Source organism: Cohnella cellulosilytica, from assembly GCF_042431195.1.
Taxonomy (GTDB): Bacteria; Bacillota; Bacilli; order Paenibacillales; family Paenibacillaceae; genus Cohnella; species Cohnella cellulosilytica.
Genome location: NZ_JBHMDN010000040.1, coordinates 1 through 25,515, shown reverse-complemented (window position 1 = coordinate 25,515; position 25,515 = coordinate 1). Strand labels below are relative to the sequence as shown.

General features: G+C 59.1%; 17 protein-coding genes. 10 read left to right on the top strand and 7 right to left on the bottom strand.

Annotation, left to right across the window (positions count from 1 at the left end; genetic code table 11):
* The first annotated feature begins 11 nt into the window (after nt 1–11).
* The 5 genes from ACFFT4_RS26205 (at nt 12) to ACFFT4_RS26185 (ending at nt 9,234) form a co-directional block, all read left to right on the top strand.
* Complete coding sequence (locus tag ACFFT4_RS26205; protein WP_378051967.1) at nt 12–896, top strand: carbohydrate ABC transporter permease; 885 nt, start codon at nt 12–14, stop codon at nt 894–896.
* 41 nt (nt 897–937) lie between these two features.
* Nucleotides 938–2,614: an extracellular solute-binding protein gene (locus ACFFT4_RS26200; RefSeq protein ID WP_378051966.1), complete on the top strand. Its 1,677-nt coding sequence runs from the start codon at nt 938–940 to the stop codon at nt 2,612–2,614.
* Between the two features lie 157 nt (nt 2,615–2,771).
* Nucleotides 2,772–4,610 (top strand): sensor histidine kinase, encoded by a 1,839-nt coding sequence (locus ACFFT4_RS26195; protein ID WP_378051965.1) that lies wholly within the window; start codon nt 2,772–2,774, stop codon nt 4,608–4,610.
* Between the two features lie 3 nt (nt 4,611–4,613).
* Nucleotides 4,614–6,185 carry a response regulator transcription factor gene (locus tag ACFFT4_RS26190; protein ID WP_378051964.1) on the top strand — a complete coding sequence of 524 codons (1,572 nt, stop codon included), beginning with the start codon at nt 4,614–4,616 and terminating at the stop codon, nt 6,183–6,185.
* A gap of 430 nt (nt 6,186–6,615) precedes the next feature.
* On the top strand, nt 6,616–9,234 hold the full coding sequence (locus ACFFT4_RS26185) for a family 16 glycosylhydrolase (protein WP_378051963.1): 2,619 nt from the start codon (nt 6,616–6,618) through the stop codon (nt 9,232–9,234).
* A gap of 208 nt (nt 9,235–9,442) precedes the next feature.
* Here the strand turns inward: ACFFT4_RS26185 and ACFFT4_RS26180 are convergent, their stop codons facing one another.
* The 6 genes from ACFFT4_RS26180 to ACFFT4_RS26155 all read right to left on the bottom strand — a co-directional run bounded on the left by ACFFT4_RS26180 (nt 9,443) and on the right by ACFFT4_RS26155 (nt 18,878).
* Nucleotides 9,443–12,358: a family 78 glycoside hydrolase catalytic domain gene (locus ACFFT4_RS26180; protein WP_378051962.1), complete on the bottom strand. Its 2,916-nt coding sequence runs from the start codon at nt 12,356–12,358 to the stop codon at nt 9,443–9,445.
* 52 nt (nt 12,359–12,410) lie between these two features.
* Nucleotides 12,411–13,238, bottom strand: coding sequence for a carbohydrate ABC transporter permease (locus ACFFT4_RS26175; protein WP_378051961.1), 828 nt, complete (start codon nt 13,236–13,238; stop codon nt 12,411–12,413).
* Nucleotides 13,235–14,101 carry a carbohydrate ABC transporter permease gene (locus tag ACFFT4_RS26170; RefSeq protein ID WP_378051960.1) on the bottom strand — a complete coding sequence of 289 codons (867 nt, stop codon included), beginning with the start codon at nt 14,099–14,101 and terminating at the stop codon, nt 13,235–13,237. The genes ACFFT4_RS26175 and ACFFT4_RS26170 overlap by 4 nt, the downstream gene beginning before the upstream one ends.
* Before the next feature lie 75 nt (nt 14,102–14,176).
* Entirely contained in the window at nt 14,177–15,505 is a 1,329-nt protein-coding gene (locus ACFFT4_RS26165; protein ID WP_378051959.1) for an ABC transporter substrate-binding protein, read from the bottom strand.
* Nucleotides 15,506–15,592: 87 nt separating this feature from the next.
* Nucleotides 15,593–17,395, bottom strand: coding sequence for a sensor histidine kinase (locus ACFFT4_RS26160; protein WP_378051958.1), 1,803 nt, complete (start codon nt 17,393–17,395; stop codon nt 15,593–15,595).
* Nucleotides 17,379–18,878 (bottom strand): helix-turn-helix domain-containing protein, encoded by a 1,500-nt coding sequence (locus ACFFT4_RS26155; protein ID WP_378051957.1) that lies wholly within the window; start codon nt 18,876–18,878, stop codon nt 17,379–17,381. Before ACFFT4_RS26155 ends, ACFFT4_RS26160 begins: the two co-directional genes overlap by 17 nt.
* A 294-nt stretch (nt 18,879–19,172) precedes the next feature.
* Between ACFFT4_RS26155 and kduI the strand changes: the two genes are divergently transcribed.
* The 3 genes from kduI to kduD are packed head-to-tail and all read left to right on the top strand — an operon-like array spanning nt 19,173 to nt 21,556.
* Nucleotides 19,173–20,006, top strand: a complete 834-nt coding sequence (gene kduI, locus ACFFT4_RS26150) for a 5-dehydro-4-deoxy-D-glucuronate isomerase (protein WP_378051956.1) — start codon at nt 19,173–19,175, stop codon at nt 20,004–20,006.
* Between the two features lie 34 nt (nt 20,007–20,040).
* Nucleotides 20,041–20,814, top strand: a complete 774-nt coding sequence (locus ACFFT4_RS26145; protein WP_378051955.1) for a DeoR/GlpR family DNA-binding transcription regulator — start codon at nt 20,041–20,043, stop codon at nt 20,812–20,814.
* Complete coding sequence (gene kduD / locus ACFFT4_RS26140; RefSeq protein WP_378051954.1) at nt 20,786–21,556, top strand: 2-dehydro-3-deoxy-D-gluconate 5-dehydrogenase KduD; 771 nt, start codon at nt 20,786–20,788, stop codon at nt 21,554–21,556. Before ACFFT4_RS26145 ends, kduD begins: the two co-directional genes overlap by 29 nt.
* A 467-nt stretch (nt 21,557–22,023) precedes the next feature.
* Here kduD and ACFFT4_RS26135 read toward each other — a convergent pair whose 3' ends face one another.
* Nucleotides 22,024–23,010: a M23 family metallopeptidase gene (locus tag ACFFT4_RS26135; RefSeq protein WP_378052013.1), complete on the bottom strand. Its 987-nt coding sequence runs from the start codon at nt 23,008–23,010 to the stop codon at nt 22,024–22,026.
* A gap of 168 nt (nt 23,011–23,178) precedes the next feature.
* Here ACFFT4_RS26135 and lipA point away from each other — a divergent pair, with 168 nt between their 5' ends.
* Together lipA and ACFFT4_RS26125 are read left to right on the top strand one after the other, a co-directional pair.
* Entirely contained in the window at nt 23,179–24,090 is a 912-nt protein-coding gene (gene lipA, locus ACFFT4_RS26130; RefSeq protein WP_378052012.1) for a lipoyl synthase, read from the top strand.
* Nucleotides 24,087–25,091, top strand: a complete 1,005-nt coding sequence (locus ACFFT4_RS26125) for a YutD-like domain-containing protein (RefSeq protein WP_378051953.1) — start codon at nt 24,087–24,089, stop codon at nt 25,089–25,091. Before lipA ends, ACFFT4_RS26125 begins: the two co-directional genes overlap by 4 nt.
* The last annotated feature ends 424 nt before the right edge of the window (nt 25,092–25,515 follow it).

The window sequence follows — 25,515 nt, the reverse complement described above, 5'->3', positions numbered from 1 at the left end:
GGGGGAAAACGATGGGACAGCAGAGAAAAATCGGCCGCTTCGGCGCCTTCGATCTCTTCAACGGCTTGTTGATGCTGATCGTATGCTTTGCAACGCTGTATCCGATGTGGTTCGTGTTCGTCAACTCGTTTAACGCGCCCAAGCAGGCGTTGCTGGGCACGGTCAACTGGTTTCCCAAGGAGCTGTCGCTGGCCAGCTACAGCGTCGTGTTTAACGACAAGGTGCTGATGAACGGCTTCTATATTACGACCCTGCGCACGGTGATCGGAACCGTCGCGCACGTCCTGTTTACGGCCATCGTCGCGTACGGCCTGAGCAAGACCTACCTGATCGGCCGCAAGGTGTACATGAAAATCGCGCTGATCACGATGCTGTTCTCCGGCGGACTGATTCCGACGTTTATTTTGATGACCAAGCTGGGGCTGTACGACAATTTCCTGGTGTTTATCATCCCGGCGATGTATTCCTTTTTCAATATGGTCATCTTCATCAGCTTCTTCCGCACCATTCCCGACAGTCTGGAGGAGTCGGCCAAAGTGGACGGCGCTTCGGACTACGGCGTTCTGTTCCGAATCGTGCTGCCCAACAGCATGGCGGTCATTGCTACGATAGCGCTGTTTTCCGCCGTCTATCATTGGAACGATTATTATCAGGGCGTCATCTACATCCGCTCTCAGGACATTTTGCCGCTGCAGACGATGCTGTACAAAATCATTGCGGAAAACTCCATGTCGTTCATGCAGCAGCAGGCGATGGCCCAGTTCGGCGCGAAGCTGCCGGGCAATTCCATCAAGTTCGCTTCCATGATGGTGGCCACGCTGCCTATTCTGGTGTTCTATCCTTTTATTCAGCGCTATCTCGTCAAAGGGGTCATGATCGGCGCGATCAAAGGGTAAGCAAAAAATACAAAACGAAACAAAGAGAGGATGAACATGCAATGAAGCGCAAACTTTTGCAACCGGGCATGGCTCTGATTTTAGCGGTGATTTTGGCGCTTGGCCTGGCCGCATGCTCGAAGTCCGAAAATAACGAAAGCAAGCCGTCGGCCCAGCCGTCCGGCAGCGCCGCGCAGCCGTCCGAGAGCTCGTCGGGCGCTCCGGAGCCGAATCCCGAAGTTGCCGCGTGGCAGCTGGATACGAGCCCTGTCGATCTGACCTGGTTTGTAGGCGCTTCCTGGTACGGCCGCACTTGGGGCGACAGCTTGAACTCCAAGTACATCACCGAGAAGACGGGCGTCAACGTGAAAATCGAAGTGCCTTCCGGCGACGCCAACGAGCAGATGACGCTGATGATGACCTCCGGCAAGCTGCCCGACGTGATCAGCATGGGCTCCTGGGAAACCGCCGTCAAAAAGCTGTGGGAGGGCGACCATGTGTACGCCCTGAACGAACTGGCGGAGCAGTACGATCCGTATTTCTTCAAGGTGGCGGGCGACGGCACGCTGAAGTGGTACCGTCAGGAGAACGGCAATACGTACGGCATTCCGAACGATTCCTACAGCCCGAATCTGATGCATGAGACCGGCATGACCGCCGCCAACCAGACGTTCCTCGTGCGCAAGGATTTGTACGAGGAGATGGGCAGCCCGGATTTGTCGACTCCGGAAGGGTTCCTGAACGCGCTGCAGCTGTTGAAGGACAATTACGCCCAGTACAAAGGCCAGCCGATGAGCCCGTTCTTCGCGCAGGGCAACGTGCCTTACGGAATGACCGAGTATTTGCAAAACCTGTTGGCCGTTCCGCACGAGCAGGACGGCAAAGTGTACGACCGCATGACCGATCCCGACTACGTCGCTTGGCTGAAAACGTTCCGCACCGCCTACGAGCGCGGACTGATCAACGTCGATTTCCTCGTCGACTCCGACACTCAGGTAGAGGAGAAAACGAACAACGGCCGTTATTTTATGATGATTCGCGAATGGAACGGCATGGCGGCGGTTAACCCGATGCTGGCCGCAAGCGAAAATCCGGATTCCTACTATATCGCCGTGGACGGTCCTCAGAACAGCAACGGCGACAGCGCCAAGCTGTTCCCGGGCAACATGGACGGCTGGATGGTTACGATGATCAGCAAATCGGCCAAAAATCCGGAGCGCGCCATCCGTTTCCTGACTTATCTGGCCAGCGAAGAAGGGCAAAGAGACCTGTTTCTCGGCAAGGAAGGCGAGATGTGGGACATGATGGGCGACAAGCCGACATTAAAGCCGGAGCTGGTGCAATTGCTGGATAACGATATTGAAAAGCTGGAGAAGGAATACGGCATTATGGACACGTACTGGATGATGCGCAACCCGGTTATCGTCAATCAGTGGCGTCCGGAGAAGGCGCCGGTCATCAAGCAGATGGAGGACTTCGCCAACGCGCAGGCCGACATCGACAGCGGAATTTACAAAGGGCTTGACCCGCTCGGCGATTCCGAGGTCGCGGTGTCGTGGTCGCGCATCTCGCAAACCTGGGAGGAGGTCGTTCCCGAGCTGATTACCGCCAAGGACGAAGCCGCCTTCGACAAAATCTTCGAAAGCTTCCTGTCCAAGCGCGACAATTACGGCTTCGAGCAGGTGATGGCGCACCGCCAGACCGAGCTGGACGCCCGCAAAACCAAAATGGCGCAGTAACGCAAAGCTGGGGCCGCCCCGCAAGCGAGTTGTCCGATTCGGACAGCCTGCGAAGCGGTCCGTTTTCCCCCGCATCCCTAGGGCGTGTAATGCATACACGCCCTAAACGCCAAGCAGCATTGTGTGGTACGATTATGGGGGTGGGGAGGGCATCGAATTGAAAATTTTGCCGACGCGAATCAGGAAGATTTACCGCAATTCCCGCATCTCTCGCAAGCTGTTTCTGGCTTTCAGCGTCATGATCGCCGTTCCGGCTATTGCGATCTCTTTTTTATTTATCGGGATTAAGCAGAACCAGCTCTATAAGGACGCGATGACGACGGGCGGCAGCCATGTCGCGCGATTGAACGAGCAGCTGCGCAGCAAGATGGCGATGATTGAAAACGTTTCCTCGACCGCGCTGACCCAGAAGGCGTTCGTCGATTTTATTCATACGAATATGCGCGCGGACGGCTTGCGTCTCGTTAAGTTCAGGCAAAACCAGTTCGAGCAGATGCACAACATCATCCAAAGCAACGAGATGATCAGCGAGCTCAGCTTTTATGTCGATAATCCGAATTTGTATGAAATCTGGCCCGAAATCTACCATTACGACCGGTTTTGGCCGCAGGATTTCTGGGTGACGCTGCGCGAGGAGGGCGGCTCGGCCTATCGCCTGTTCGCGCTTAAGGACGGCGAGCGCACGCTGTCCTATTATCGGCTCGTGCGTCTTCCGGGGCAGCAGCAGAAGCGGCCCAGCATTATGGAAATCCGCGTCGATCATGCGGCCTTTTTCAGCGATCTGCTGGAGGAGAAAGGGGGAGACTTCTTCTCTGTCGTGATGGACGGAACGAACCCTTCCCGTTATGTGTACAATCCGGAGCATGCGTTCGTTCGCGATGCCGGCGGCGAGCTGAACGCGATTCTTGGCCGCGTTCATCGGCAGCTGGACGTGCTGCAGCAGACAAGTCCCGTCAAAATCACCGAGGGAGATCAGACCTACTATGCGATTTATCGCTACATTGCCCCGCTGAACGCCTATGTGGTGGATATTGCCTCCCATCAGGCGCTCATGAAGGGGCCGCGCAGCTGGTACGTCTGGGTGACGGCGATCGCCGCGTGCGTGCTGCTGCTGATGCTGCTGCTGGTATCGCATACGACCAGGCGCATTTTCCGGCGGCTCGATCGCGTGCTGATCTCAATGCGCAAGGTACGCCGGGGGCAATTGGACGCGAAAATCGACACCGGGCTCGGCGAGAACGAAACCGGCGACGAGATCGACGAGGTGGCGGTCAGCTACAACAATATGCTGGACGAAATCAAGCGGCTGATGACGCAGGTTGTGGATAAGCAGCTGATCGCCAAAAACGCGCAGCTTCACTCGCTGCATTCGCAGATCAACTCGCATTTTCTGTATAACGCGCTGGAGTCGATCCGCATGCTGGCGGAGGTGCAGAAGCAGCCGGCTATCGCCGAAGCGCTCGTGTCGCTCGGCTCGCTGCTGCGCTACAGCATGAAGTGGCGCAACGACACGGTCGCCCTCGGCGAGGAGCTGGCCAACATTCAAAGCTACATTCAATTCGTCAACTTTATGGAGAGCGCCGATTTTGTCTTGACGGCGGAGCTTCCTTCGGAGGTGCTCCGCTGCGCCATTCCGAAGATGTGTTTGCAGCCGATCGTGGAGAACGCGGTTCACCACGCGGCGCCCAGGGGCGGCGGCGTGCGCATCCAAATTTCCGTCAAGGCGGAGAACGACCGGCAGCTGATCGTGGAAATACGGGACGACGGAGCGGGAGTCGATCCGCAGACGCTGGCCGGCTTGCAGGCCGCACTGCGGGGCGATTCGGACACGCCGATCGTCGCGAGCAAGAACGGGCTGGGCCTGGAAAACGTGCACAAGCGGCTGCAGCTTCACTACGGCAAAGATTGCGGCCTGTGGATCGACAGCGAGCAGGGCGCCTATACGCGCGTGACGATCCGCTTGCCTTGGGAGAACGCCAACCTTGGGGGGTGGTAGAGGATGATCAATGTGCTGATTGTGGACGATCAAAAGCAGATACGCGACGGGCTGCAGGCGATGCTGCGGCAGTTTCCCGTACCGCTTGACGGCATTCATTGCGCCGGCAACGGGATCGAGGCGCTGGCGCTGCTGAAGCGGGAGAGCATCCAACTGGTCGTCACCGACATTCGGATGCCGGACATGGACGGCCTGGAGCTGATGGCCCGCGCCAGGGAGGAGCGGCTGAAAGCCGATTTCCTGATCATCAGCGGCTACGGCGATTTCGCTTACGCGCAAAAAGCGATCGGACTCGGGGCCAAAGGCTATTTGCTCAAGCCGGTGAAGCGGGAGGACCTGCAAGCTTCGATCGAGCATGTCGCGCAGGAGATCAGAACGCGGCAGGAGCTGTCGCGCAATATTAAGCGCATCTCCCGGCGGGCCCGCGAGACGGATCGGAAAGAGCTGGCCATGTTCATGCAGGGCGCGGCGAGCGACGACGAGTGGATCGGCCAGGCGGAGCGGCAAAATTCCGAGCTGTGGGCCGCTTACCGGCTGGTTCTGCTGCGGGAGGAGCTGCGGATCAACCAGCCGGGAGCCGACAGCGCGCACAGCATGGAATCGATCGCTTACCGCGTATACGGCAGACGGGGCTGCGTCTGTCTGCAGCATCGGCCGCATCTGATTCTCGCGGTCGCCGCGGACGTCGATCCGGAGGCTCTGCCCGCGGCGTTCAAGGAGGAGCGGATTGGCGCCGTAGCGGCCATGACCGGTCCCCGGCACGGATTAAAGGAGCTGCCGGAAAGCTATGCGCAAGTATTGGAGCTGTACCGCCACGGGTACCTGTTTCCGGATAAGCGCTGCCTTCTGCCCGCGGATATCGAGGGGCTTGAGCGGCAATGGGAAATTCCCTACGAGGAGCTGTACGCGCTGTTCCAGATGATCGGGACCAAGAACGGAGGCACGATCGCCGAGGGGATTTCCGCGATTTTCAACAAAAACGTGCTGCAGCGCCGCCATATTCGCTATACGGAGCAGCTCTGCCGGGCCGTGGTGCAGATGCTGGAGGAAAGCGAGCGCGTCATCCACCCTTATATGGGGGAGGGGGCGCTGGACATCGAATGCCTGCGCAATCTGTACGATTATCCGGGCATCCGCGATTATATTCAGGCGCTGCAGCAGCAGCTGCTGCGGCTGAACCAGTTCTATTACGAGTTCAAGTGCAGCTACCGCAATTCGCAGGACTTGAACGAAGCGATCCGTTTCATTCACGAAAACTATCATAAACCGCTCGACCTGGCGATGGTGTCCAACCACGTATCGCTGAATTACGCCTACTTTTCCAACCTGTTCAAGAAAAATATCGGCAAGGGCTTCGCCGAATATTTGCGCGACGTCCGTCTGGATAAAGCGCGGCGGCTGTTGGCCGAGACCGAGCATAAAATCGTCGACATCGCCGCCATGGTCGGATACGAGAGCTACAAGAGCTTTATCCGCGCGTTCCGGGACGTGATGGGCATGCAGGCGACGGAGTACCGGCAGCGGATTCGGCAGGAAGGCGAGAGGGAGGGGAAATATAGGGACACGGGATTTTGAAGAGGAAGCTTTGATTCACGATTCGGAAAGTATAAAATTCGCCAATCTTATCCGGACCGTCTCCGGCAAAAACGCGTTCATCGTCCCAGGGACGTCGAAGGCGTTTTTGCTTGACGATACAGAATTTTTAAGTTTCACCCTTATCATTGACTGTATCGTCTCCGACAAAAACGCGTTCGTCATCCTAAGGATGCCGCAGGCGTTTTTGCTTGGAACAAAAAATTGGGTCAATATGCAAATTATTGAACCTTTTTCTCCGGTGTGCGATTCGATAAAATAAAGTTGTCCTGCAGGAACAAGTCTCTGTAAGCGTTTTCTGTTGTCGGCCGGAAAGCTGCGGAATCGCGCGCGAAACGAAGAAACTTGATGAAGAGGTGGTTCGAAAAGTCCGCTTTAGATTCTTTGGAATGATACCTAAAGGAGGGCAATTATGAAACGGTCTTGCAGCAAGGAGAAACGGTTGTCGTTAAAGGTGTGGAGTTTGATTCTGGCGGTGGCGATGCTGGCCGGCTCCGGCCTGTGGGCAGCGCCCCAAGCTCGAGCGGCGGGGACCGCGATTACCTCGATGGCGTACTTCTCGGCGGCGGACGGTCCCGTGATCTCGAAGTCGGGGGTCGGCCAGGCGAGCTACGGGTTTGTCATGCCGATCTTCAACGGAGGCTCCGCCGGATGGAACGACGTGTCCGACGATCTGGGCGTGAAGGTGAAGACCGGCGGCAATTGGGTCGATATCGACAGCGTCGGAGGTTACGTCTACAACCAGAACTGGGGCCACTGGAGCGACGGCGGCTTTTACGGCTTCTGGTTTACCCTCTCCGCCACAACGGAAATCCGGCTCTTCTCCAAGGCGAACGGGGTAACGCTGGACTACACGTTGGTGTTTCAGAATATTAACCAGACGACGATCACATCCATGACGCCGACCCAGGGGCCGCAGATTACGGCGGGCTTTACCGGGGGCGCGGGCTTCACTTATCCGATATTCAACAATAATTCGTCGATCCCTTACGAAGCCGTAGCCGACGACTTGAAGGTCTACGTCAAACCGGTAAACGACAGTACATGGATCGATATCGACAACAACGCGGCCAGCGGCTGGATCTACGACAGCAACTTCGGCCAGTTCACCGACGGGGGCGGCGGCTACTGGTTTACGGTAACGGAATCCATTCACGTTAAACTGGAATCCAAAACCTCTGCGGCCAGCTTGACGTATACGATTATTTTTAACGAGCCGGTCAGAAATTCGTATACGATCGCCGCCTATGACGGAACGACCTATTCGGCGGATGCGAGCGGCGCCATCGGTATTCCGCTGCCCAAGATCGACGGCGGGGCGCCGATCGGCACGGAGCTGGGCAATTTCGTCTACGAGATTGATGTCGGCGGGCAATGGGTCGAGCTGGGCAACTCCGCCCTGAGCGGATTCCTCTATTCCGGCAACGGCTACAACAATATGTCGGACGCCAATCAGTGGGGCTATTGGGCCGACTATATTTACGGCTTGTGGTTCCAGCCGATCCAGGAGGATATGCAGCTGCGCATCGGGTATCCGCTGAACGGGCAATCCGGCGGAAGCATCGGCGGCAATTACGTCTACTATACGTTCATAGGCAATCCGAACGCTCCCCGTCCGGATGTCTCCGATCAGGAGGATATTGCCGTCGGAACGCCAAGCGATCCGGCCATCGCGGGCATGACGCTCGTGTGGCAGGACGAATTCGGCGGCAGCCAGCTCGATACGGGCAAGTGGAACTATGAGGAAGGCTACTATATCGGCAACGATCCGAACAGCTGGGGCTGGGGCAACGCCGAGCTGCAGCATTACACGAACAGCTCGCAAAACGTCTTCGTGCAGGACGGCAAGCTGAATATCCGGGCCTTGAGCGATCCCAAATCGTTCCCGCAGGACCCTAATCGGTACGCGCTGTATTCCTCCGGGAAAATCAATACGAAGGACCACTTCTCCTTCCAGTACGGCCGGATCGACTTCAGCGCCAAGCTGCCAACCGGGAACGGCATCTGGCCGGCTCTCTGGATGCTGCCGGAGGATGCCGTGTACGGAGCGTGGGCGGCGTCCGGCGAGATCGACGTCATGGAAGCGAAAGGACGGCTGCCGGGCACGACGAGCGGCGCGGTGCATTTCGGCGGCCAATGGCCGGTGAACCGGTATATCGCCGGCGAATATCATTTCCCGCAAGGGCAGACGTTCGCCAACGATTTCCATGTCTATACGCTGATCTGGGAAGAGGACGACTTTAAGTGGTACGTGGACGGCAAATTCTTCTTTAAAGTGACGCGGGATCAGTGGTATTCCGTGGCCGCGCCGAACAATCCGAACGCTCCGTTCGACCAGCCTTTCTACATTATAATGAATCTGGCGGTCGGCGGGCACTTCGACGGCGGGCTGTCTCCGGACCCTTCCGATATTCCGGCCACGATGCAGGTCGATTACGTGCGGGTTTACGAGCCGGGCGGAGGAGGCAATCCGGGTAACGTGCCGGTTACGGGCGTCTCTCTGAATCAGACGTCCGCACAGCTTGAAGTCGGCCAGAACGTGCAGTTGAACGCCGCGGTGGCGCCGTCCAACGCGACGAACAAGCAGGTCTCGTGGACATCGTCGAATCCCTCGGTCGCCTCCGTTAATTCTGGCGGCGTCGTGACGGGGATCGCCGCCGGGACGGCCACGGTGACCGCGACGACGGCCGACGGCAGCAAAACGGCGGTCTGCGCCGTGACGGTCGTGCCGGCCGCCCCGGTCGTCATCGTCATCGGCGACGAGGTGCGCGGCCTGAAGAAAACGGGTGACAACCTGCTGTTCTACGTCAACGGCGCCACGTTCGCCGACCTGCACTACAAGGTGAACAACGGCGTGCAGCTTAACGTGGCCATGACCCCGACGGGGAACGGCAACTATACGTATCCGGTCAATAACCTGCAGTACGGGGATACCGTCGAATACTTCTTTACGTACAATCCGGGGCAGGGAGCGCTGGATACCTCTTGGGAAACCTACGTTCACGGGGTGACTCAGGGCACTCCGGAGTAAGGCGACAAAGTTAAACGATCGGATAGGCGGCCTGGCGCCGCTTATCCGATCGTTTGCTATTCGGCAGTCGAGCCCAACCTAAAGGGCCGTTCGCCGACGTCCGCGTCCGTTATTTCCGCTCCCCTCGTTCACGTCGCCCTTCACTCCGTCGTTCGCTCCAGCAGCGGTCGTTCCATCGATCGTCGTCCGTTCATCGTCCGCCCCGGGGTCACTGCATCGGTCGCTCCGAAAGTCGGGACAGGTCCTCCAAAATGCCGGCCAGCGCCGCCTCCGACAGGCGCGTCATCTCGTTCTCCTGAATTTGCCGCAGGGTAGCCGTCCGGGCGATCTGCGCGGGGATGCCCTCCAGGCGAAGCAGGTGGGGCGCATGCCGCCTCAATATGTTCGTCGCGTCCTCGTCAAGAAGCAGCTCGTTCAGCCTCGATTTCTCGTCGTAAGCTTCCCGGAACAAATGCGGAGCGTCGTAATCGAACCGATAGCGCCCCGATCCGACGACAAGCCGCACTCCGAGCGTCAGCTCCTCAACCTCGAGCATTCCGCTGCGCTCGTCGAGCGGACGGCCGCTCTCCGCGAGGCCGGCAAGCGTCGCGCCCCGCAGCACGATCTCGGCCTCCGCGTTCGCCGGAACGACGGCTTCCACGCGGATGCGTCCGTCGTCCGCGTGCCAGCCGGACTCGATGCGGCCGTACGGCGATTCATAAGCCGCCTTCGCATGCGCGAGAAGCGTCGATCCGAACAACGGCTCGATGCGGATGCGCTTGAATCCCGGAACCGCGACATCCTTGTCCAAGCCCGCGACTCTGCGATACAGCCAATCTCCGATGGCCCCGTAGGCATAGTGGTTAAACGAGTTCATATCGTCGCTCCAGAACGAGCCGTCGGGTTTGATCCCGTCCCAATGCTCCCAGATGGTCGTAGCGCCCTTGGAGATCGAGTACAGCCAGCCCGGATAGCTGTCGCGCAGCAGAATTCGCAGCGCCGTCGTGTGATAGCCGTTGTTCGAGAGCGCGAAGCACAGGTAAGGCGTCCCGACAAAGCCGGTAGTCAGCCGGTAGTCGTTCTCGATCACGAGCGCGTTCAAATCCTCCGCGACGCGCGGCCTCATGCTCTCGTCCACAAGCTCGAAGGCAAGCGCCAGAACGTGCGCCGTCTGCGTCGGAGCCGCGATACGGCCCGTCTTCGTGACGTATTCGTCACGGAACGCCTGCAGAATCTTCCGATGAAGCGCTTCGTATCGTTCCGCGTCCGCTTGACGTCCGAGCGCCCGCGCCGCATTGCCCACAAGACGTACGGAATAGGCGTAGTAGGCCGTCGCAATCAGCGCCGGCGGCGTCGCCCCGATATAGCCGTTCTCCTTGGCGTCGAGCGCAAGCCAGTCCCCGAAGTGGAAGCCCGTGTTCCACAAATCTTCGCGGTCTCCTTGACGGCGGATATAGTCCACCCACCGCTGCATGCTGTCGTATTGCTCGGCAAGCAGACGCAAGTCGTCGTAATATTGATACACGGTCCACGGACAGATGACCGCCGCATCGCCCCAGGCGGCGGCATTCGAGTCGCGGATAATATCCGGAATGACGAACGGCACGCCTCCGTCCTCATGCTGCTCGGCCTTCAGATCGCGCAGCCACTTTGCGAAGAAAGGACCGCCATGGAAGTTGAACAGAGCCGTTCCGACGAATACCTGCGCGTCTCCCGTCCAGCCGAGCCGCTCGTCCCGCTGCGGGCAATCGGTCGGAACGTCCAGGAAGTTCCCTCGCTGTCCCCAACGAATGTTGCGCTGCAGCCGGTTAACCCGTTCGTCGGAGCATGCGAATTCGCCGGTTGACGGCATATCCGAATGAATCACTTCTCCGATGAAAGCATCCAGGGGGAGGCCGTCCTCATGGATGGGGAAGCCTTCTACCTGCACATAGCGAAAGCCCATGAACGTGAAAAACGGCGCATAGCTTTCCACGCCTTCGCCCCGGGCGACGTATTCGACCGTCTGCCTGGCGGAACGCAGATTGCCGAAGTAGACGTTGCCGTCCCGATCGAGAACCTCCGCATGCCGCAGCACGATCCGGGAGCCTGCCGGCGCACGGACTTCCATGCGGATTCGCCCGACCATGTTTTGCCCCATATCGAGCACGGCGGCTCCGTTCGGCGCCACGAAGGCCGACACGGGCCGAAGCTTCTCCGTAACGGAGGTCGGCCAATTTTCCTGCGCGACAAGCCGCTCGTAACCGAGATCAAGCGCCTTGACGGTCGACCAGGCCGAGTCGTCGAAGCCGTCGGCGTTCCACCCGAGGGGGTCCAATCTGGCGTCGAACGTTTCTCCGTGGTAGAGATTGGAGTATCGGATGGCGCCGGTCGAAGCCTTCCAGCTCTCATCGGTGACGATGACATCCTCCGTGCCGTCGGAATACCGCACATGGAGCTGCGCCAGCGCGGCGCGATGATCGCCGTACAGGTAGTTCACCGTATCGAAGCCGAGCCGGCCGCGGTACCAGCCGTCGCCGAGCAGCATGCCGATGCCGTTGCCGCCGGAGCGAAGCTGTTCGGTGACCTCGTACGTCTGGTACTGATGCCGGTGCTGGTAAGCGGTCCAGCCCGGCGCAAGCAGATCGTCGGACACCTTCGTCCCGTTCAGGTACAGCTCGTATACGCCCGCGGCCGTCGTATAGATGCGTGCGGACGCGATGCCTTCCTTCAGCTTGAAGTCTTTTCTCAGCAGGAAGGCCGCCTCCGTGTCGGCGGCGATCCCGGAAGGCTCCGGGGTAATCCACGCCGCCTGCCAGTCGGACGGGCCGAGAGGGCCGAGCTCGAAACGTCCCTCTTGGCTCCATGCAGATTCACGGCCGGCGTTGTCCCACACTTTGACGCGATATCGATAAGAAACTCTTTGTCTCAACGCCGGACCGCCATATTCGACGTGGACGGATTGATCGCTCGATACGCGGCCGGTATCCCATAGCGGCGTCTCGAAGCCTGCCTCTTCCGCGGCGACCTGCAGAACATACGCCGTCTGCCGCACGTTCCGCTCGTCTCCCGTCTCCAGCACCCAGCTGAAACGCGGCTTCCTCACGTCGGAACCGAGAAGGTCCGAGCGATATTCGCAAGTTGCCGCAACGTTGAATTCCCGCATGCGATTCGATGCTCCTTTAATATGAAGTAAGACGATCGAGCGCTGTTCCGGATTAACCCTTGATCGATCCGGCCGTCATGCCGGCGACGATCCGTTTGTTGAAGATCAGGAAAAGAACGAGCGGCGGGATCGTGATCATCAAAATATTCGTAAACAGCAAATTGTATTGCGTGGTGTACATGCTCTGAAAGTTGTACAAGGTCAGCTGCACGGTGACGTTCTTCGAGCCGGGCAGGAAGTACAGCGGATTCGTGAAGTCGTTAAAGATGGAAACCGACGACAGGACGACAACCGTAGCCGTCACCGGCTGCAGCAGCGGCAAAATGATGCGAAAGAACAGACCGAAGCCCCCGCAGCCGTCGATGACCGCCGCTTCGTCGATTTCCCGCGGAAGCGCGGCCATGAAGGCTTTGTACAACAGGACGGCGAACGGAAAGCCGAGAGCCACTTCCACGAGGATAAGGCCGATCAGCGTCTTGAAGAGCCCCAGCCCGTCGAGCAGCCAGATCGTCGGAACAATCGCCGGCGGAACGATCAGCCCGGCGAGAATCAGGAAGTTGAACAACGGCGTCGCCCGGTCGGATCTGCGCTGCAGCACGTATCCCGCGAGCGCGCAAAGAACGATCAGAAAGGCGATGGAAGCGACGGTGAGCACGGTGCTGTTATAGAAGGCTCGCAGCAGCATGAAGTTTCGTTCAACGATAACCGTCTTGATATTGGCCCAGAAGTGCGTGCTTGAAGGCCAGGCCAGATTGAGCAGGGCCGCTTCTTTCGCGTCCTTGCCGCTGTTGACGATAATAAAGTAGAAAGGAATCCAAAACGCCACGACGGAAAATACGATTCCGCCCGCTTCAAAGCCGAACCGCCGAAGCGATCTCATAGATCCACCTCCTTGCGGTTCAAGTACGTGTAGAGCGGAAGGGCCAGCGCGGTCACGACGAGGAACAGGATCACGTTGCCGGCCGTCGCCAGTCCGTAGAAGCCGCCCTGGTATTGCTTATAAATAATAGAAGCAATCAAATCGGTCGCAAAGCCCGGTCCGCCCTTCGTCATGGCCCACACGAGATCGAAGGAGCGAAGTCCGCCGATGAAGGCAAGGATAATGACCGTATTGGTCGCGGGGCGGCTGAGCGGCACGACGATGTTCCAAAACTTGTGCCAGGCGTTCCCGCCGTCGATTTGAAGCGCTTCGTGGTATTCCGCGGGGATGGCGAGAATGCCGGCGATATAGATCACCGTGGCAATGCCGACTCCCTTCCAGACATCGACCAGGGCGACGGAGAGCAGCGCGATGCGCGTGTCGCCGAGCCAATCCGGACCCGTCACGCCGATGGCGGAGAGCGTCGTATTGATAATGCCCTGGCTCGGATGCATCATCATGCTGAAGGCGAGGCCGACCGCTATGGTGCTGACGAGCGTCGGGAAGAAGATGACGGAACGCAGGTAATTCCGGATGCGGAGCTTCGAGGTGAGCAGAACGCCCAGCAGCAGCCCCAGCACGACCTTTAAGCCGCAGGTGACGACGGCGTAGATCAGCGTATTTTTAAATCCGATGCTCAGCGACTGTTCGTCGAAGAACATGATAAAATTTTCAAGGCCGATAAATTGCCAGTCGTCCAGCGTCCAGCGCGTGAGGCTGAAGAAGAACGACATCCCGGTCGGCACGATAAAAATCAGGAAGTAAACGACGGCGGCCGGGAGCAAAAACCAGTAGGAATACGTCCGCTTAAAGATGGGGTTCATTCAAATCTCTCCTAGCGCTGCGTGAAGTGTGACGGGGCCGTCCGCAATTAGGGACAGCCCCGTTCTCGCCGCTCGTTACCAGCCCTCCAAGCCGAGCTGCTTCGCCTGTTTCTCTACGTCCTTGTCATACGCTTCCGCGCCTTCTTGCGCGGTCTTGTAGCCCGCGCCTACCTCGACGGTAATCTGCTCCAGGCTGGGTCCCTTGATCGGCGACAAAAACTCGAGCGCCGGCGCGATCTGCCCCTTCTCGAAATAAGGCAGCATATCCTTGACGAGCTCCGGCACGTCGTCCGGCATTTTCGCCCCGTTGACGACGTAAGGACCAATCGGACTCGATACGGCGGCGGCCGCCTGGACGCCTTCCACGGAGGCGGTGTAAGCCAGGAACTGCTTGGCTTCCTCGATATGCTTGCTTCCCTTGTAGATGTAACCCGCTCCCGGCATCCATACCGTCAGCCCGTTCTTGGCGGGATCGTCGCCCGGCTGGGCGAAGTATCCGATATCGTCGATCCGATCCGGGAAATTTTGCAGCAGCGTCGGCACGCCGACCGATTGCATCGGATAGTGCGCGCCCTGGCCCTCGGCCAGCATTTTGAGTCCCGCGTCGTACGTGGTCGCCAGGAAGTCCTTGTTGAAAAAATCGTTCTCGTGCAGTTCCTGCAGCTTCTCGAAGCTGCGCAGCATCGCCGGCGTGTTCGCGTTGGTCGCTGTATGCGCGGTGAAGTCTTCCGCGAAGTTCGGCACCTGAGCCTGCACGTTATAGTAGTCCGACAAGACGACCAGCTGCGAGGTCCAGCTGTCCTTGAACGTGCCGATAACCGGAGTAATGCCGGCCTCTTTGATTTTCTTGTTGTTGTCGATCAGCTCGTCCCAGGTTTGCGGTACGGACAGGCCGAGGTCGGCGTATATTTTCTTGTTGTAATACCAGCCGCCGGCGACGACGGAGCCGCCCGAAGCTCCGTATACCTTGCCTTTGTAGGACACCGTTTGTTTGAACGAGTCCTGGATATTTTCCATGAACGGCTCGTTCGTCAGGTCCAGCAAGTTTTTCTCCGGAGACAGCGCTTGCATCAAGGAGCCCGAATTGTAAAAGAAGACGTCGGCCATATCGCCCGTCGCCAGCCTCGTCTTGACGATGTTGTCGCCTTCGGAGCCGTCCGGACGTGTCTCGAGCTCGATCGTAATATGCGGCGCCACCTTCTTGAACCCTTCGATCATGGCGTTCATGCCGTTAACCGAATCCTGCGAATTACCGGTTAGCACGGAAATCTTGACTTCCTTTGTCGCTTCTCCGCCGCTCCCGTTCGACTTCGCGTCATTCTCGCCGCCGCATGCGGCCAGCGAGCCCGCGAGCAGCAGCAAACCCGTCGCCGCGGCAAGCGGCTTTACGCCTTTGTTCAGCATTTGCGTGTTCCCCCTATACTTCGTTGAATAGTAAGCGTGAGAAAGCGTTGGCTTTCTTCTAGATTTAGCATAGGGAAAGGGGGCGCTTTACGTAAGCGCCTCATTTTTATGGTCGATGTCAGGCTTTTTCAGGTCGGCGTACGGCTGGAAGCGCAAGGTGATCCTGGTCCCTTCTCCGGGACGGCTCCAGACGTAAAGCCCGCTGTCCTGTCCGTAATACAGCTTCAACCGTTCCTTCACGTTGCGCAGTCCGTAGCCCTGCTCCGTGCGTTCCGGATCGTCCATGCCGACGCCGTCGTCCTCCACCGTAAACACCAGATAAGCGTCCTCCTTGACGCCGGTCAACCGAACCTCGCCGCTCCCGATTTTCGGCTCAAGGCCGTGATAGATCGCATTTTCCACAAGCGGCTGCAGCAGCAGCTTCAGCACCTCGACGCTCATGATCGACTCGTCCACCTGTTCGACATAGCGAAAACGGTTGTCGAAGCGGATGTTCTGAATTTTCATGTAGTGGTGGATATGCTGCAGTTCCTTGTAGACCGAGATCAATTCCTTCCCTTTGTTCAGGCTCAGCTTAAAGCTTTCCGAGAGGGAGACGGCCATCTGGGCGACATTGCCGTTGTTCTGCAAAGTGGCCATCCAGTAGATGGAGTCCAGCGTGTTGTACAGAAAATGGGGCTTGATCTGCGACTGCAGCGTCCTGAGCTCCGCTTCGCGCTCCTTCAGCTCGGAATGGAACAGCCTTTCGTTCAACTCCTCGTTCTCGTAGGCGATTCGCCTGAACGTCTCGCCGATGACCCCGACCTCGTCCTTCGCGAAGGCGTCGGGAAACTGCCGGGAGCCCTTCATCCAGTCGAGCATCATTTTCTTCAGCTGCAGGAGCGGGCGGGTGATGCTTCCGGAGATGAAGTAGGAGTAGATGAGCGCGATTACCGAGACACCGGCCGCGATCGCCGTCGTCGCCCAGCGGATGTTGTCCGACTCCCGCAGCAGCACTTTCGTTTCGACGACGTGCAGGAAGGTCCAATTCGTCATCTGGTTGTAATGCGAGCTTACCTGGTAGCCATGTTTCCTGAGATCCTTCAGCGTCTCGGCGATTGTACCGTTCTTCAGCTCGACCGTGTCCGAGCCGCTGTAGACGGCGGTCGTCGCGTCGGGAGCCGAATCGACCGCCAGGTAGGAGCCGCGTTCGCCGCTGTCCGTGAACACCTTGTCGAAGATGGTTTTCGAGACGTTGACCACGAGCAGGCCAAGCGGTTCTCCTCCGACCTCGTCGGCATCCCGGAACAGCTTCACCGTGGAGAAGACGTCTCTCGCCTCGCCGAATACATCGCTGCGGTAGAACACGACTTTCCCGTTGTTCGCATAGGCTTCGCGATACCAATCCGCTGCCGCGATGTTGGCCGCCGTATCCGAGCCGCGATGGACGCCCGCATCGTCGGATCGCCCGACGCAGGATGTCCGGTATTGGAGATCGAGCAGACAGATCGACTTGACGTATCGCGTGTCCGTCAAGCCTTTGTTGAGGACCCGCTGGAGCTGCGCCGCCAAGCCGTCGTCGCGGGCGTCGTACGAGACGTTCGGATGGCCGCGGCTGCGCAGATTGTCCTGAATCGCGTCGTTCACCACGATGGAGAAATGAAGATTGATCACATTGCGGAAAAGCAAATCCTCGACCTCGCTGGACGTCCGGAGATGGTCGCGGGTCGTCTGCTCGTTCATCTCGACAATCGTCCGCTTCGTAATGTTGTAGGAGATCGTGCCGAGCAAAATGATCGAAGGGAGGAACAATACAAGCATCGATGCGAGGAAGCGGCTGCGGATTCTCCGGAACCGCAGCGCATTTCTCCACCGCCGCCATTTCGTCATGCGCTCATCCCGGTTTTCCAACCTGGTATCCCTCCCGATATTGGCCCGGCGTGACGCCGACGTGTTTTTTGAACGTTTCGGTAAAATGCCGGTAATTCAAATAGCCGACCTTTTCGCTGACTTCATTGACGCGAAAGCCGTCCCGCAGCATCTCCTTCGCCCGCTCCATTCGAATGTGCGTGAGATGCTTGATATAGGTGGCCCCCATCTCTTCCTTGAACAGGAGACTGAGGTAGGTCGGATTCATCCCGACGTGCTCGGCCAAATCCTGCAGCGACACGTCCTGCCCGTAGCGCTCCTCCAGATAGGCGAGCGCCCGGTTAACCGCCGCGTGTCTCGGAAGCCGGCTCGACGCCTTCTTCCAAGCGAGCTGCGCGTCGAGCTGCTGGCGCAGCCACCGGAACATCTCTCCCCGGGTATGCATGACGGACAGCTCCCGATGGCGAATTTTCTCCGCGAGCCCTTCGTCCACGGCTTGTTCCTCCATCACGCTGCGGCCCAGGTAGGCCAGCTTGAGCAGCTCCTGCTCGGTTCGTTCCGGATCGAGCTGCTGTTCCTCCACCCACGCTTCGAAGCCTTCTAGCGCCCGGGTCAAACCGTTCTCGTCGCCGATGCGCAGGGAAACGATGACCGCCTCCTCGTGCTTCAGCCTGTCGGCGGGCATGCGCGCGCTGCCTTCCACGTCCTCGATCCGGGTTCTGCCCGTATCGCCCATGAACCTTCCGTAGCGCAGCGCCCGCAGCGCTTCCCGGTAGCTTTGCGGAGCGTCGTTCACGCTCGCATAGGTCCGGCCGGAACCGAAAACGTTCCGCTCTTCGCCGGCAAGCTCGAGCAGCCGTTCCTCCCAGGCTTCCTGCTCCGACAGATCGTAGCGGAAAGCGACCGACAGGCGCTCGTCGCCGTTGGTCGCGTTCACGACCCGGTACGACTCGTGCTCTCGCCAGGGCGGCTGGGCGTCCGAGAAGGCGAGCACGGTCACGCCGTGAATTCGCTTCCAGTCCGGGCCGTACAGCTCCCCGCAGCGTTCCGCCGCCTTATCCCCGACGAGCAGGAGGTCCATTACGGCTCTCTCCAGCAGCTCCTCGCGGCCCGCCTCCCAGCTGTCGCGCAGCGCGCTGAGCTGCTGGCGCTTCTCGATCCGCGCCAGCGCCTTAAGCAGCGCCTCTTCGATCTTCGGCACCGTTACCGGCTTGTCCACGTAATCGACGACGCCGAGTCCGATCGCGCGCTTCACGTATTCGAATTCCGTGAACCCGCTGAACACGACAAACGTCGTATCGGGCAGGTCGCGCGCCGCCGTCTCGATCAGCTTCAAGCCGTCCATGCCCGGCATGCGAATATCGCTGAACACGATGTCCGGCTTCAGCGCCAGCAGCATGCGGAGCGCCGCGAGTCCGTCGCTCGCCGTTCCGGCAAGCTCGACCCCGAACCGCCGCCAGTCGATCATGGTGCGCAGCCCCTGCAGCACGATGTATTCGTCGTCGAACACGACCGCCTTAAGCATGTCCTACTCCTCCAATAGCCGTTGACTTGATCGCAAAATCCGCGTCTCCCGTCTCCGGCACCGATTTTCCCCCTATGCTAACACGATCGACCTTTTCCGACAATCGAGCCGAACGCCGGAAGCGGACCTCTCATTCTTCGCTTGATTTTCCTGGTTGGCTTTGCGGATAAACGTTTTTTCGAGCAGATTAGACAATTGGTTTTCCCAATTCGGGTTTAAAATCGTTCACAAAAGTTCGAAAATGTGTGATATACTGAATCCGAACCTAAACGAACTTAATCGGAGGGAATTAGAATGGACATCAGACATTCGACGAATCCGGCCGACGCCAAGCATTACGACACGGCGAGGCTGCGCCAGCAATATTTGATCGAGAAGCTGTTTCAAGCCGATGAAATCAAAATGGTGTACGCGCACGACGACCGCCTGATTATCGGCGGAGCGCTTCCCGTTAACGCCGCCTTGACGATCGAAGCGGCCGACGTGCTGAAGACGGACTATTTTCTGGAGCGCAGGGAGATCGGTTTTATTCATGTGGGCGGGGGAGAAGCGGCGATCGAAGCGGACGGCGAGCGTTACGCGCTCGGCAAGCTGGATACGCTCTACGTCGGCAAAGGCACGCGCAGCCTGAAGCTGTCGAGCGTAAATCCGTCCGATCCGGCGAAAATTTACTTTACTTCGGCGCTTGCCCACACGACGTACCCGACGCGCAAGGTGTCGGTGCAGGAAGCGAATACGCTGAACCTCGGCTCGCTGGAATCGTCCAACGAACGCACGATTCATCAGATCATTCACGAGAACGGCGTGCAAAGCTGCCAGCTTATGCTTGGCGTCACGCTGTTCAAGCCGGGCAGCGTCTGGAACACGATGCCGGCGCATCTGCACGACCGCCGCATGGAGGCGTATCTGTACTTCGATATGAACGCCGACGCCAGGGTATTCCATTTTATGGGCGAGCCGAACGAAACCCGTCACATCGTCATCGCCAACGAGCAGGCGGTCATTTCACCGAGCTGGTCGATCCATTCCGGGGCGGGCACGAGCAGCTATGCGTTCGTTTGGGCGATGGCCGGGGAAAATTATACGTTCAAAGATATGGATGTTGTCGAGATGGATGCGTTAAAATAGCAGCAACTGCCAAGTCGGGAGGAACGACCGCTACATGCTTGCGATAACGCGACATCAATTGATTTTGGAATTGCTGCAGGAAAACGGGGCCGTGCAGGTGTCGGAGCTAAGCGACAGGTTCGAGGTGACTCCGAAGACGATTCGCGAGGACCTGGAGAAGCTGGAGGAAAAAGGGCTGCTCACCCGCATTCACGGAGGAGCGGTCAGCCGCGCGGACGCGGCGGATCCGATGCAGGCGCTGCAAATTCCGAATACGAAACACGCCAATGAGAAGGAAGCCATCGCCGAGCACGCGCTGCGCTACATTCGACAGGACGATGTCATCGCGCTGGACGCGGGCAGCACGACGCTGGAGATCGCCAGGAAGCTTCCCGACATGCCGCTGACGGTGCTGACCAACGATCTGCTGATCATGCGCGAGCTGATGGGCAAGGAACGGATCAGATTGGTCGTGCCGGGCGGGTATCGTCACCGCAACGTGCTTGTCGGCAACGACGCGCTGGAGTGGCTGGCTCGCCTGAACGTGCAGAGGCTGTTTCTGTCGGCTACGGGCGTACACGACAAGTTCGGCTTGTCCGTATTTACCGGGGAGCTGCTGGATTTGAAGCGGGCTTATTTGTCCGGGGCGAAGGAAATTTACGGCGTGGCCGATCACAGCAAGTTCGACCGGACCGCGCTGCAGACGTTCGCCGCTCTGGAAGATTTGGATCTGCTGATTACGGACGACGGACTTCCCGAAGAGGTTCGGCATCGTTACGAAGAAGGAGGCAGAGTGAAAATTGAACTCGCAACCAGGAAACCGATTTGATCTAGCCGGCAAGACGGCTATCGTCACCGGGGCCGGCAGAGGACTGGGACAAGCGATTGCCGTCGGGCTGGCTGAGGCCGGCGCGAATCTCGTGCTTGTCACCAACCGCACTCCCGCCGAAGAGACGAAAGCGAAGGCGGAGGCGCACGGACGCAAAGCCGTTATCGTGCAGGCGGACGTGGCCGATCGCAGCAAGCTGCCGTCGATTATCGACGCCGCCGTGGAGACATTCGGAGGCGTCGACATTCTCGTGAACAACGCCGGCATTATTCGCCGGACGCCGGCGGTCGAACACGGTTATTCGGATTGGCAGGAAGTGCTCGACGTCAACCTGAATTCCGTGTTTGTCCTGTGTCAGCTCGCCGGAGAGCTGATGCTTGAGCAGGGACACGGCAAAATCATCAACATCGCGTCGATGCTCAGCTTCCAGGGCGGTATCAACGTTCCGGGCTATACGGCCAGCAAGCACGCCGTCGCCGGACTGACCAAGGCGCTCGCCAACGAATGGGCGTCCAAGGGCGTGCAGGTGAACGCGATCGCGCCCGGCTACATGGCGACGGACAACACGGAGGCGCTTCGCAGCGATCCGGTTCGCAGCCGCCAAATTCTTGAGCGCATCCCGGCAGGCCGCTGGGGCGCGGACGAGGACCTTGTCGGTCCGGCGGTTTTCCTCGCCTCCGCGGCTTCCGACTACATGAACGGACATGTGCTGTGCGTGGATGGCGGTTGGATGAACCGGTAAGCCGCGCGTGCCTGAACGAGGGGGATATCGGCAAATGCTGGCCAGTGCCCGAACCGTGCGTTCCTGAGCGAGGGGGATATCGGCAAAAGAGGGCCTCACATGCGTGCGTTTCTGAGCGAGCGGGATACGTCAAATACTGGCCCCGCCCGCCGTACCTGCCTGAGCGAGAGGGATATCGGCAAAAGCTGGCCAGTGCCCGAACCGTACGTGCCTGAGCGAGCGGGATACCGGCAAAAACTGGCCAGTGCCCGAACCGTGCGTCCCTGACTGAGCGGGATACCGGCAAAAGCCGCGATCCGTGCCATGCCGCACCCGCGCGCGTCCCTGACTGAGCGGGATACCGGCAAAAGCCGCGATCCGTGCCATGCCGCACCGCGCGCGTCCCTGACCGAACGGGATACCGCCAAATGGCCGCGGCGACGAGAGAAGAGGAGGGGAGACGGCCAAGCCGCCGGAAGGATCGCGGCTTACCGTTTCCCCTTTACCGCTTTGTACTCCTCGTTTTCCCAGCGGCGCAGCAGCGGATAAGGATCAAATGCCCATTCCACAAGTCCCCGATCCCTGTAGATGCCGTAGTGCAGATGCGGGGGGAATTTCCCTTGCGTACCCGGACGTCCGTAGCCGGAGCTGCCCACCCATCCGATCACTTGGCCGGGACTGACGATGTCTCCGGTCTTTATGTTTTTGTCGAAGCCGGACAAATGCGCGTAATAGTGGTACAGATTGTTGAGGTCGCGAATGCCGATTCTCCAGCCCCCGTAAGCGTTCCAGCCCTTGATCTCGATTACCCCGTAGCAGGTGCTTCTGACAGGGACGCCGTACCCGGCGAAAATGTCCGTTCCTTCGTGAATTCTTCTGCCACCCCACCCGCGTTTGTTGCCCCACGTGCTGCGGTAGGAGTAGGTGCTTTTCAGCGGAAGCGGGAAGGCGTGGCCATTCAGGTCGAGCCGGTCGAAATGACGGTACAGCTTGGCAAACTGCATGACGCGCTGCACGGCGCGCGTGTTATGGTAATATTCCCACAGCCCGATAGTAAAATCGTCCTCGGCGCTGCCGTACTGCAGAGCCTGCACCGTCACCGAATAGAGCAGATCCTCGTCCTTGCTCCGGTCCGCGACTTTGTCCCCCGAGCCGTCTTGCCCGATCCCGCGAAAAAAACGGATAGACGCCGGGTTCGTATCCTCTTCCGTCGGATTCAGATCGCCTCGCCAGCGCTCCTCCGACACGTAAACGCCGGTAACCGCGTCCTTGCGGATCGGTCTTGTTTTCGGATGGGCCTGGGACATCGTCCTTTCGTATTGATCGATTGCCGCGATATAGGGCCAGGCGAGACCGGTACGCAAGCTGATCGCTTCGTACAGCTTCCGGCGCTTCGCGTATTCGTCGGACATCGAAGGCTTGTCCTTGTCCGCGCCGTAAGCGGCGGGTCCGCATTCGCTCGACTCCAGCGTCATGAGACAAACGAGAGCCGCAATGACCACGAATCGGAAGCTGCGGCCGAATCTCCGCCAATCTGGTTGCAAATGGAACTCCTCCTCGAGCTCGACTTCTAGAAGTAGGGTTTTACAGATCATTGGTTTTTATCCGAATCGTGCTATAATAAGGGGGACAGAAAGAGGGGAATTTCTATGACGACTGGCGCTAAACCGCGCAAACCCGACTGGCTGAAAATCAAGCTGACGACCGGGGAGCCTTACCAGGAACTGAAGCAAGTGATGAGGAGCAAGACGCTCCATACGGTTTGCGAAGAAGCGCGCTGTCCGAATATATATGAATGCTGGGCCAACCGCACGGCGACTTTTATGATTCTCGGAGATATCTGCACGAGAGCGTGCCGCTTCTGCGCGGTCAAGACCGGCCTGCCGACCGAGCTTGATCTGCAGGAGCCGGAGCGCGTGGCGGAAGCCGCCGAGCAGATGGGCCTCAAGCATTGCGTCGTCACCTCGGTAGCGCGGGACGACTTGAAGGACGGTGGAGCATCGATCTTCGCGGCGACGATCAAGGCGATCCGCAAGAGAATGCCTTTTTGCAGCGTCGAAGTGCTTATACCGGATTTTCTGGGCAACCGCGATTCTCTGCAAATCGTAATGGACGCCAAGCCGGACATTTTGAACCATAACATCGAGACCGTCGCTCGTCTTTCCAACCGTGTGCGGGCGAAGGCGAAGTATCCGCGGTCCCTGGAGCTCATCCAGAGGGCGAAGGAAATGCAGCCGAAAATTCCGACGAAGTCGAGCATCATGCTCGGCCTGGGCGAGACCTTCGAGGAAGTTTTGGAGGCGATGGACGACCTGCGGGCGGTGGACTGCAATATTTTGACGCTTGGACAATATTTGCAGCCGTCTCCGTCCCATCTGAACGTCGTCAGATACGTTCACCCGGACGAATTTGCGGCGCTGAAGGAAGAGGGGCTGAAGCGGGGGTTCTCCCACGTGGAGTCCGCGCCTTTTGTCCGCAGCTCTTATCATGCGCATGAGCAGGTCAAATCCGCGGAGGCAAGAACGAACGGTCTCCAAAAGGAGAGCGTAACATGATCTTTATGGCGGGAGGCAACGCTTACTCGCTGGTCCATGAATACAAGAACGGGTGGAATCCCGAAGCTTTTCGCGAGCGGTACAGCGAAGTCCTCGACCGCTTCGATTACGTCGTCGGGGATTGGGGCTACAACCAGCTTCGTCTCCGGGGTTTTTATCGGGACGGGCATCCGCGGGCGGGCAAGGAGTTCGCGATTTCCAATTTCGTCGATTACATCAATGAATATTGCAATTTCGGATGCGCGCATTTCGTGCTGGCCAAGCTGGACGTCAACGCGCTTCCGCCGGACGCGGTCATCGTCAAGGAGGAGGCCGCTCCCGAGGCTGCGGTCGCCCTGGACGAGACGGGCGGCCAAGCCGCGGAGACGGCGGCCGCGCTAAGCGGTCCGATCACGAGATGGCCGCTGAAGGAGCGCGCGGGCGGACCGGTCCGCGTGCCGAACGTCACCGTCTCCGCAGTGGCGCGCGCCGCGGCGGATGCGGAACGCCGGGAAGCGGAACGGAGAAACGGGAACCAGCAGGACAAAGGCTTCGGCGGCTCGTCGTTCTCCGGGCGGGGAGGCCATGCGAGGAACGGCCAGGAATCCGGCGGTTCCCAGCGGCAAGGCCGCTCCCATGGCTCCTCCGGGAACGATCGCAGAGCGCAGCAGGGGCAAGGTAACGGAGGGCAGGCTCCGAACAAACCCAGAGGCGGGCACAGGCCGAATCATTCGGACGCTCAAGCTCCTAGAGAAGGCGGCGCTCGCAAGGACAATCCGCGCCATGAGGGCTCTCGCGGGGACGGTCCGCGCAAGGAAGGCCAGCGCCACGACAACTCCCGCAACGAGAATGCCCGCAATGAAGGCGCTCGCAGCGAAGGAACGCGCGGCGGCGAAGGCGCGCCGAACGAAGGTCGCTGGCAGAACCGCAACCGGCGGCGCAAAAGCTTCGGAGGCAAGCCGGGCAATCGGCCTGATGGCGGCTCCCGCCCGGATTCGGGCGCTTCCAAGTCAAGCGAATAGCCGGCAGCGGCGAAAAACTTATTCCACTCAAAAAGGCGCATGTCTCCCGAGAAAGCGGGAGAAGCAGGCGCCTTTTTTTCTATGGCCGACCCATTCGCTATGCAGGAGCACGCACTGCCTGAGTCGGGCTTTCGCAGGGGCGAATCCGCCGCTGCGAAAGCCCGTTAACGGTCCGGCAGGCCGTTACACTGACGATTCCGCCGTTGGTGGGCCAGTTAGCGGTCCGGCAGGCCGTTACACTGACGATTCCGCCGCTGATGTGCCAGTTAACGGTCCGGCAGGTCGTTATTCGGCGAATGCGCCGCAGATGGGCCAGTTAGCGGTCCGGCAGACCGTCCCTCGGGTTTAGGGGGTTTTCTCACGAATGCTCACTCATTCGCAGGATTTCACAGGGTTTAGATGTCAGATCATATGAGGGGATGTA

Coding starts and splice junctions, on each gene's coding strand:
- ACFFT4_RS26200 (WP_378051966.1), top strand. CDS start 938: ATGAAGCGCAAACTTTTGCAACCGGGCATGGCTCTGATTTTAGCGGTG.
- kduI (WP_378051956.1), top strand. CDS start 19,173: ATGGACATCAGACATTCGACGAATCCGGCCGACGCCAAGCATTACGAC.
- ACFFT4_RS26185 (WP_378051963.1), top strand. CDS start 6,616: ATGAAACGGTCTTGCAGCAAGGAGAAACGGTTGTCGTTAAAGGTGTGG.
- ACFFT4_RS26145 (WP_378051955.1), top strand. CDS start 20,041: ATGCTTGCGATAACGCGACATCAATTGATTTTGGAATTGCTGCAGGAA.
- ACFFT4_RS26135 (WP_378052013.1), bottom strand. CDS start 23,010: ATGACGCTGGAGTCGAGCGAATGCGGACCCGCCGCTTACGGCGCGGAC.
- ACFFT4_RS26170 (WP_378051960.1), bottom strand. CDS start 14,101: ATGAACCCCATCTTTAAGCGGACGTATTCCTACTGGTTTTTGCTCCCG.
- ACFFT4_RS26155 (WP_378051957.1), bottom strand. CDS start 18,878: ATGCTTAAGGCGGTCGTGTTCGACGACGAATACATCGTGCTGCAGGGG.
- ACFFT4_RS26180 (WP_378051962.1), bottom strand. CDS start 12,358: ATGCGGGAATTCAACGTTGCGGCAACTTGCGAATATCGCTCGGACCTT.
- ACFFT4_RS26165 (WP_378051959.1), bottom strand. CDS start 15,505: ATGCTGAACAAAGGCGTAAAGCCGCTTGCCGCGGCGACGGGTTTGCTG.
- ACFFT4_RS26175 (WP_378051961.1), bottom strand. CDS start 13,238: ATGAGATCGCTTCGGCGGTTCGGCTTTGAAGCGGGCGGAATCGTATTT.
- ACFFT4_RS26125 (WP_378051953.1), top strand. CDS start 24,087: ATGATCTTTATGGCGGGAGGCAACGCTTACTCGCTGGTCCATGAATAC.
- ACFFT4_RS26190 (WP_378051964.1), top strand. CDS start 4,614: ATGATCAATGTGCTGATTGTGGACGATCAAAAGCAGATACGCGACGGG.
- ACFFT4_RS26205 (WP_378051967.1), top strand. CDS start 12: ATGGGACAGCAGAGAAAAATCGGCCGCTTCGGCGCCTTCGATCTCTTC.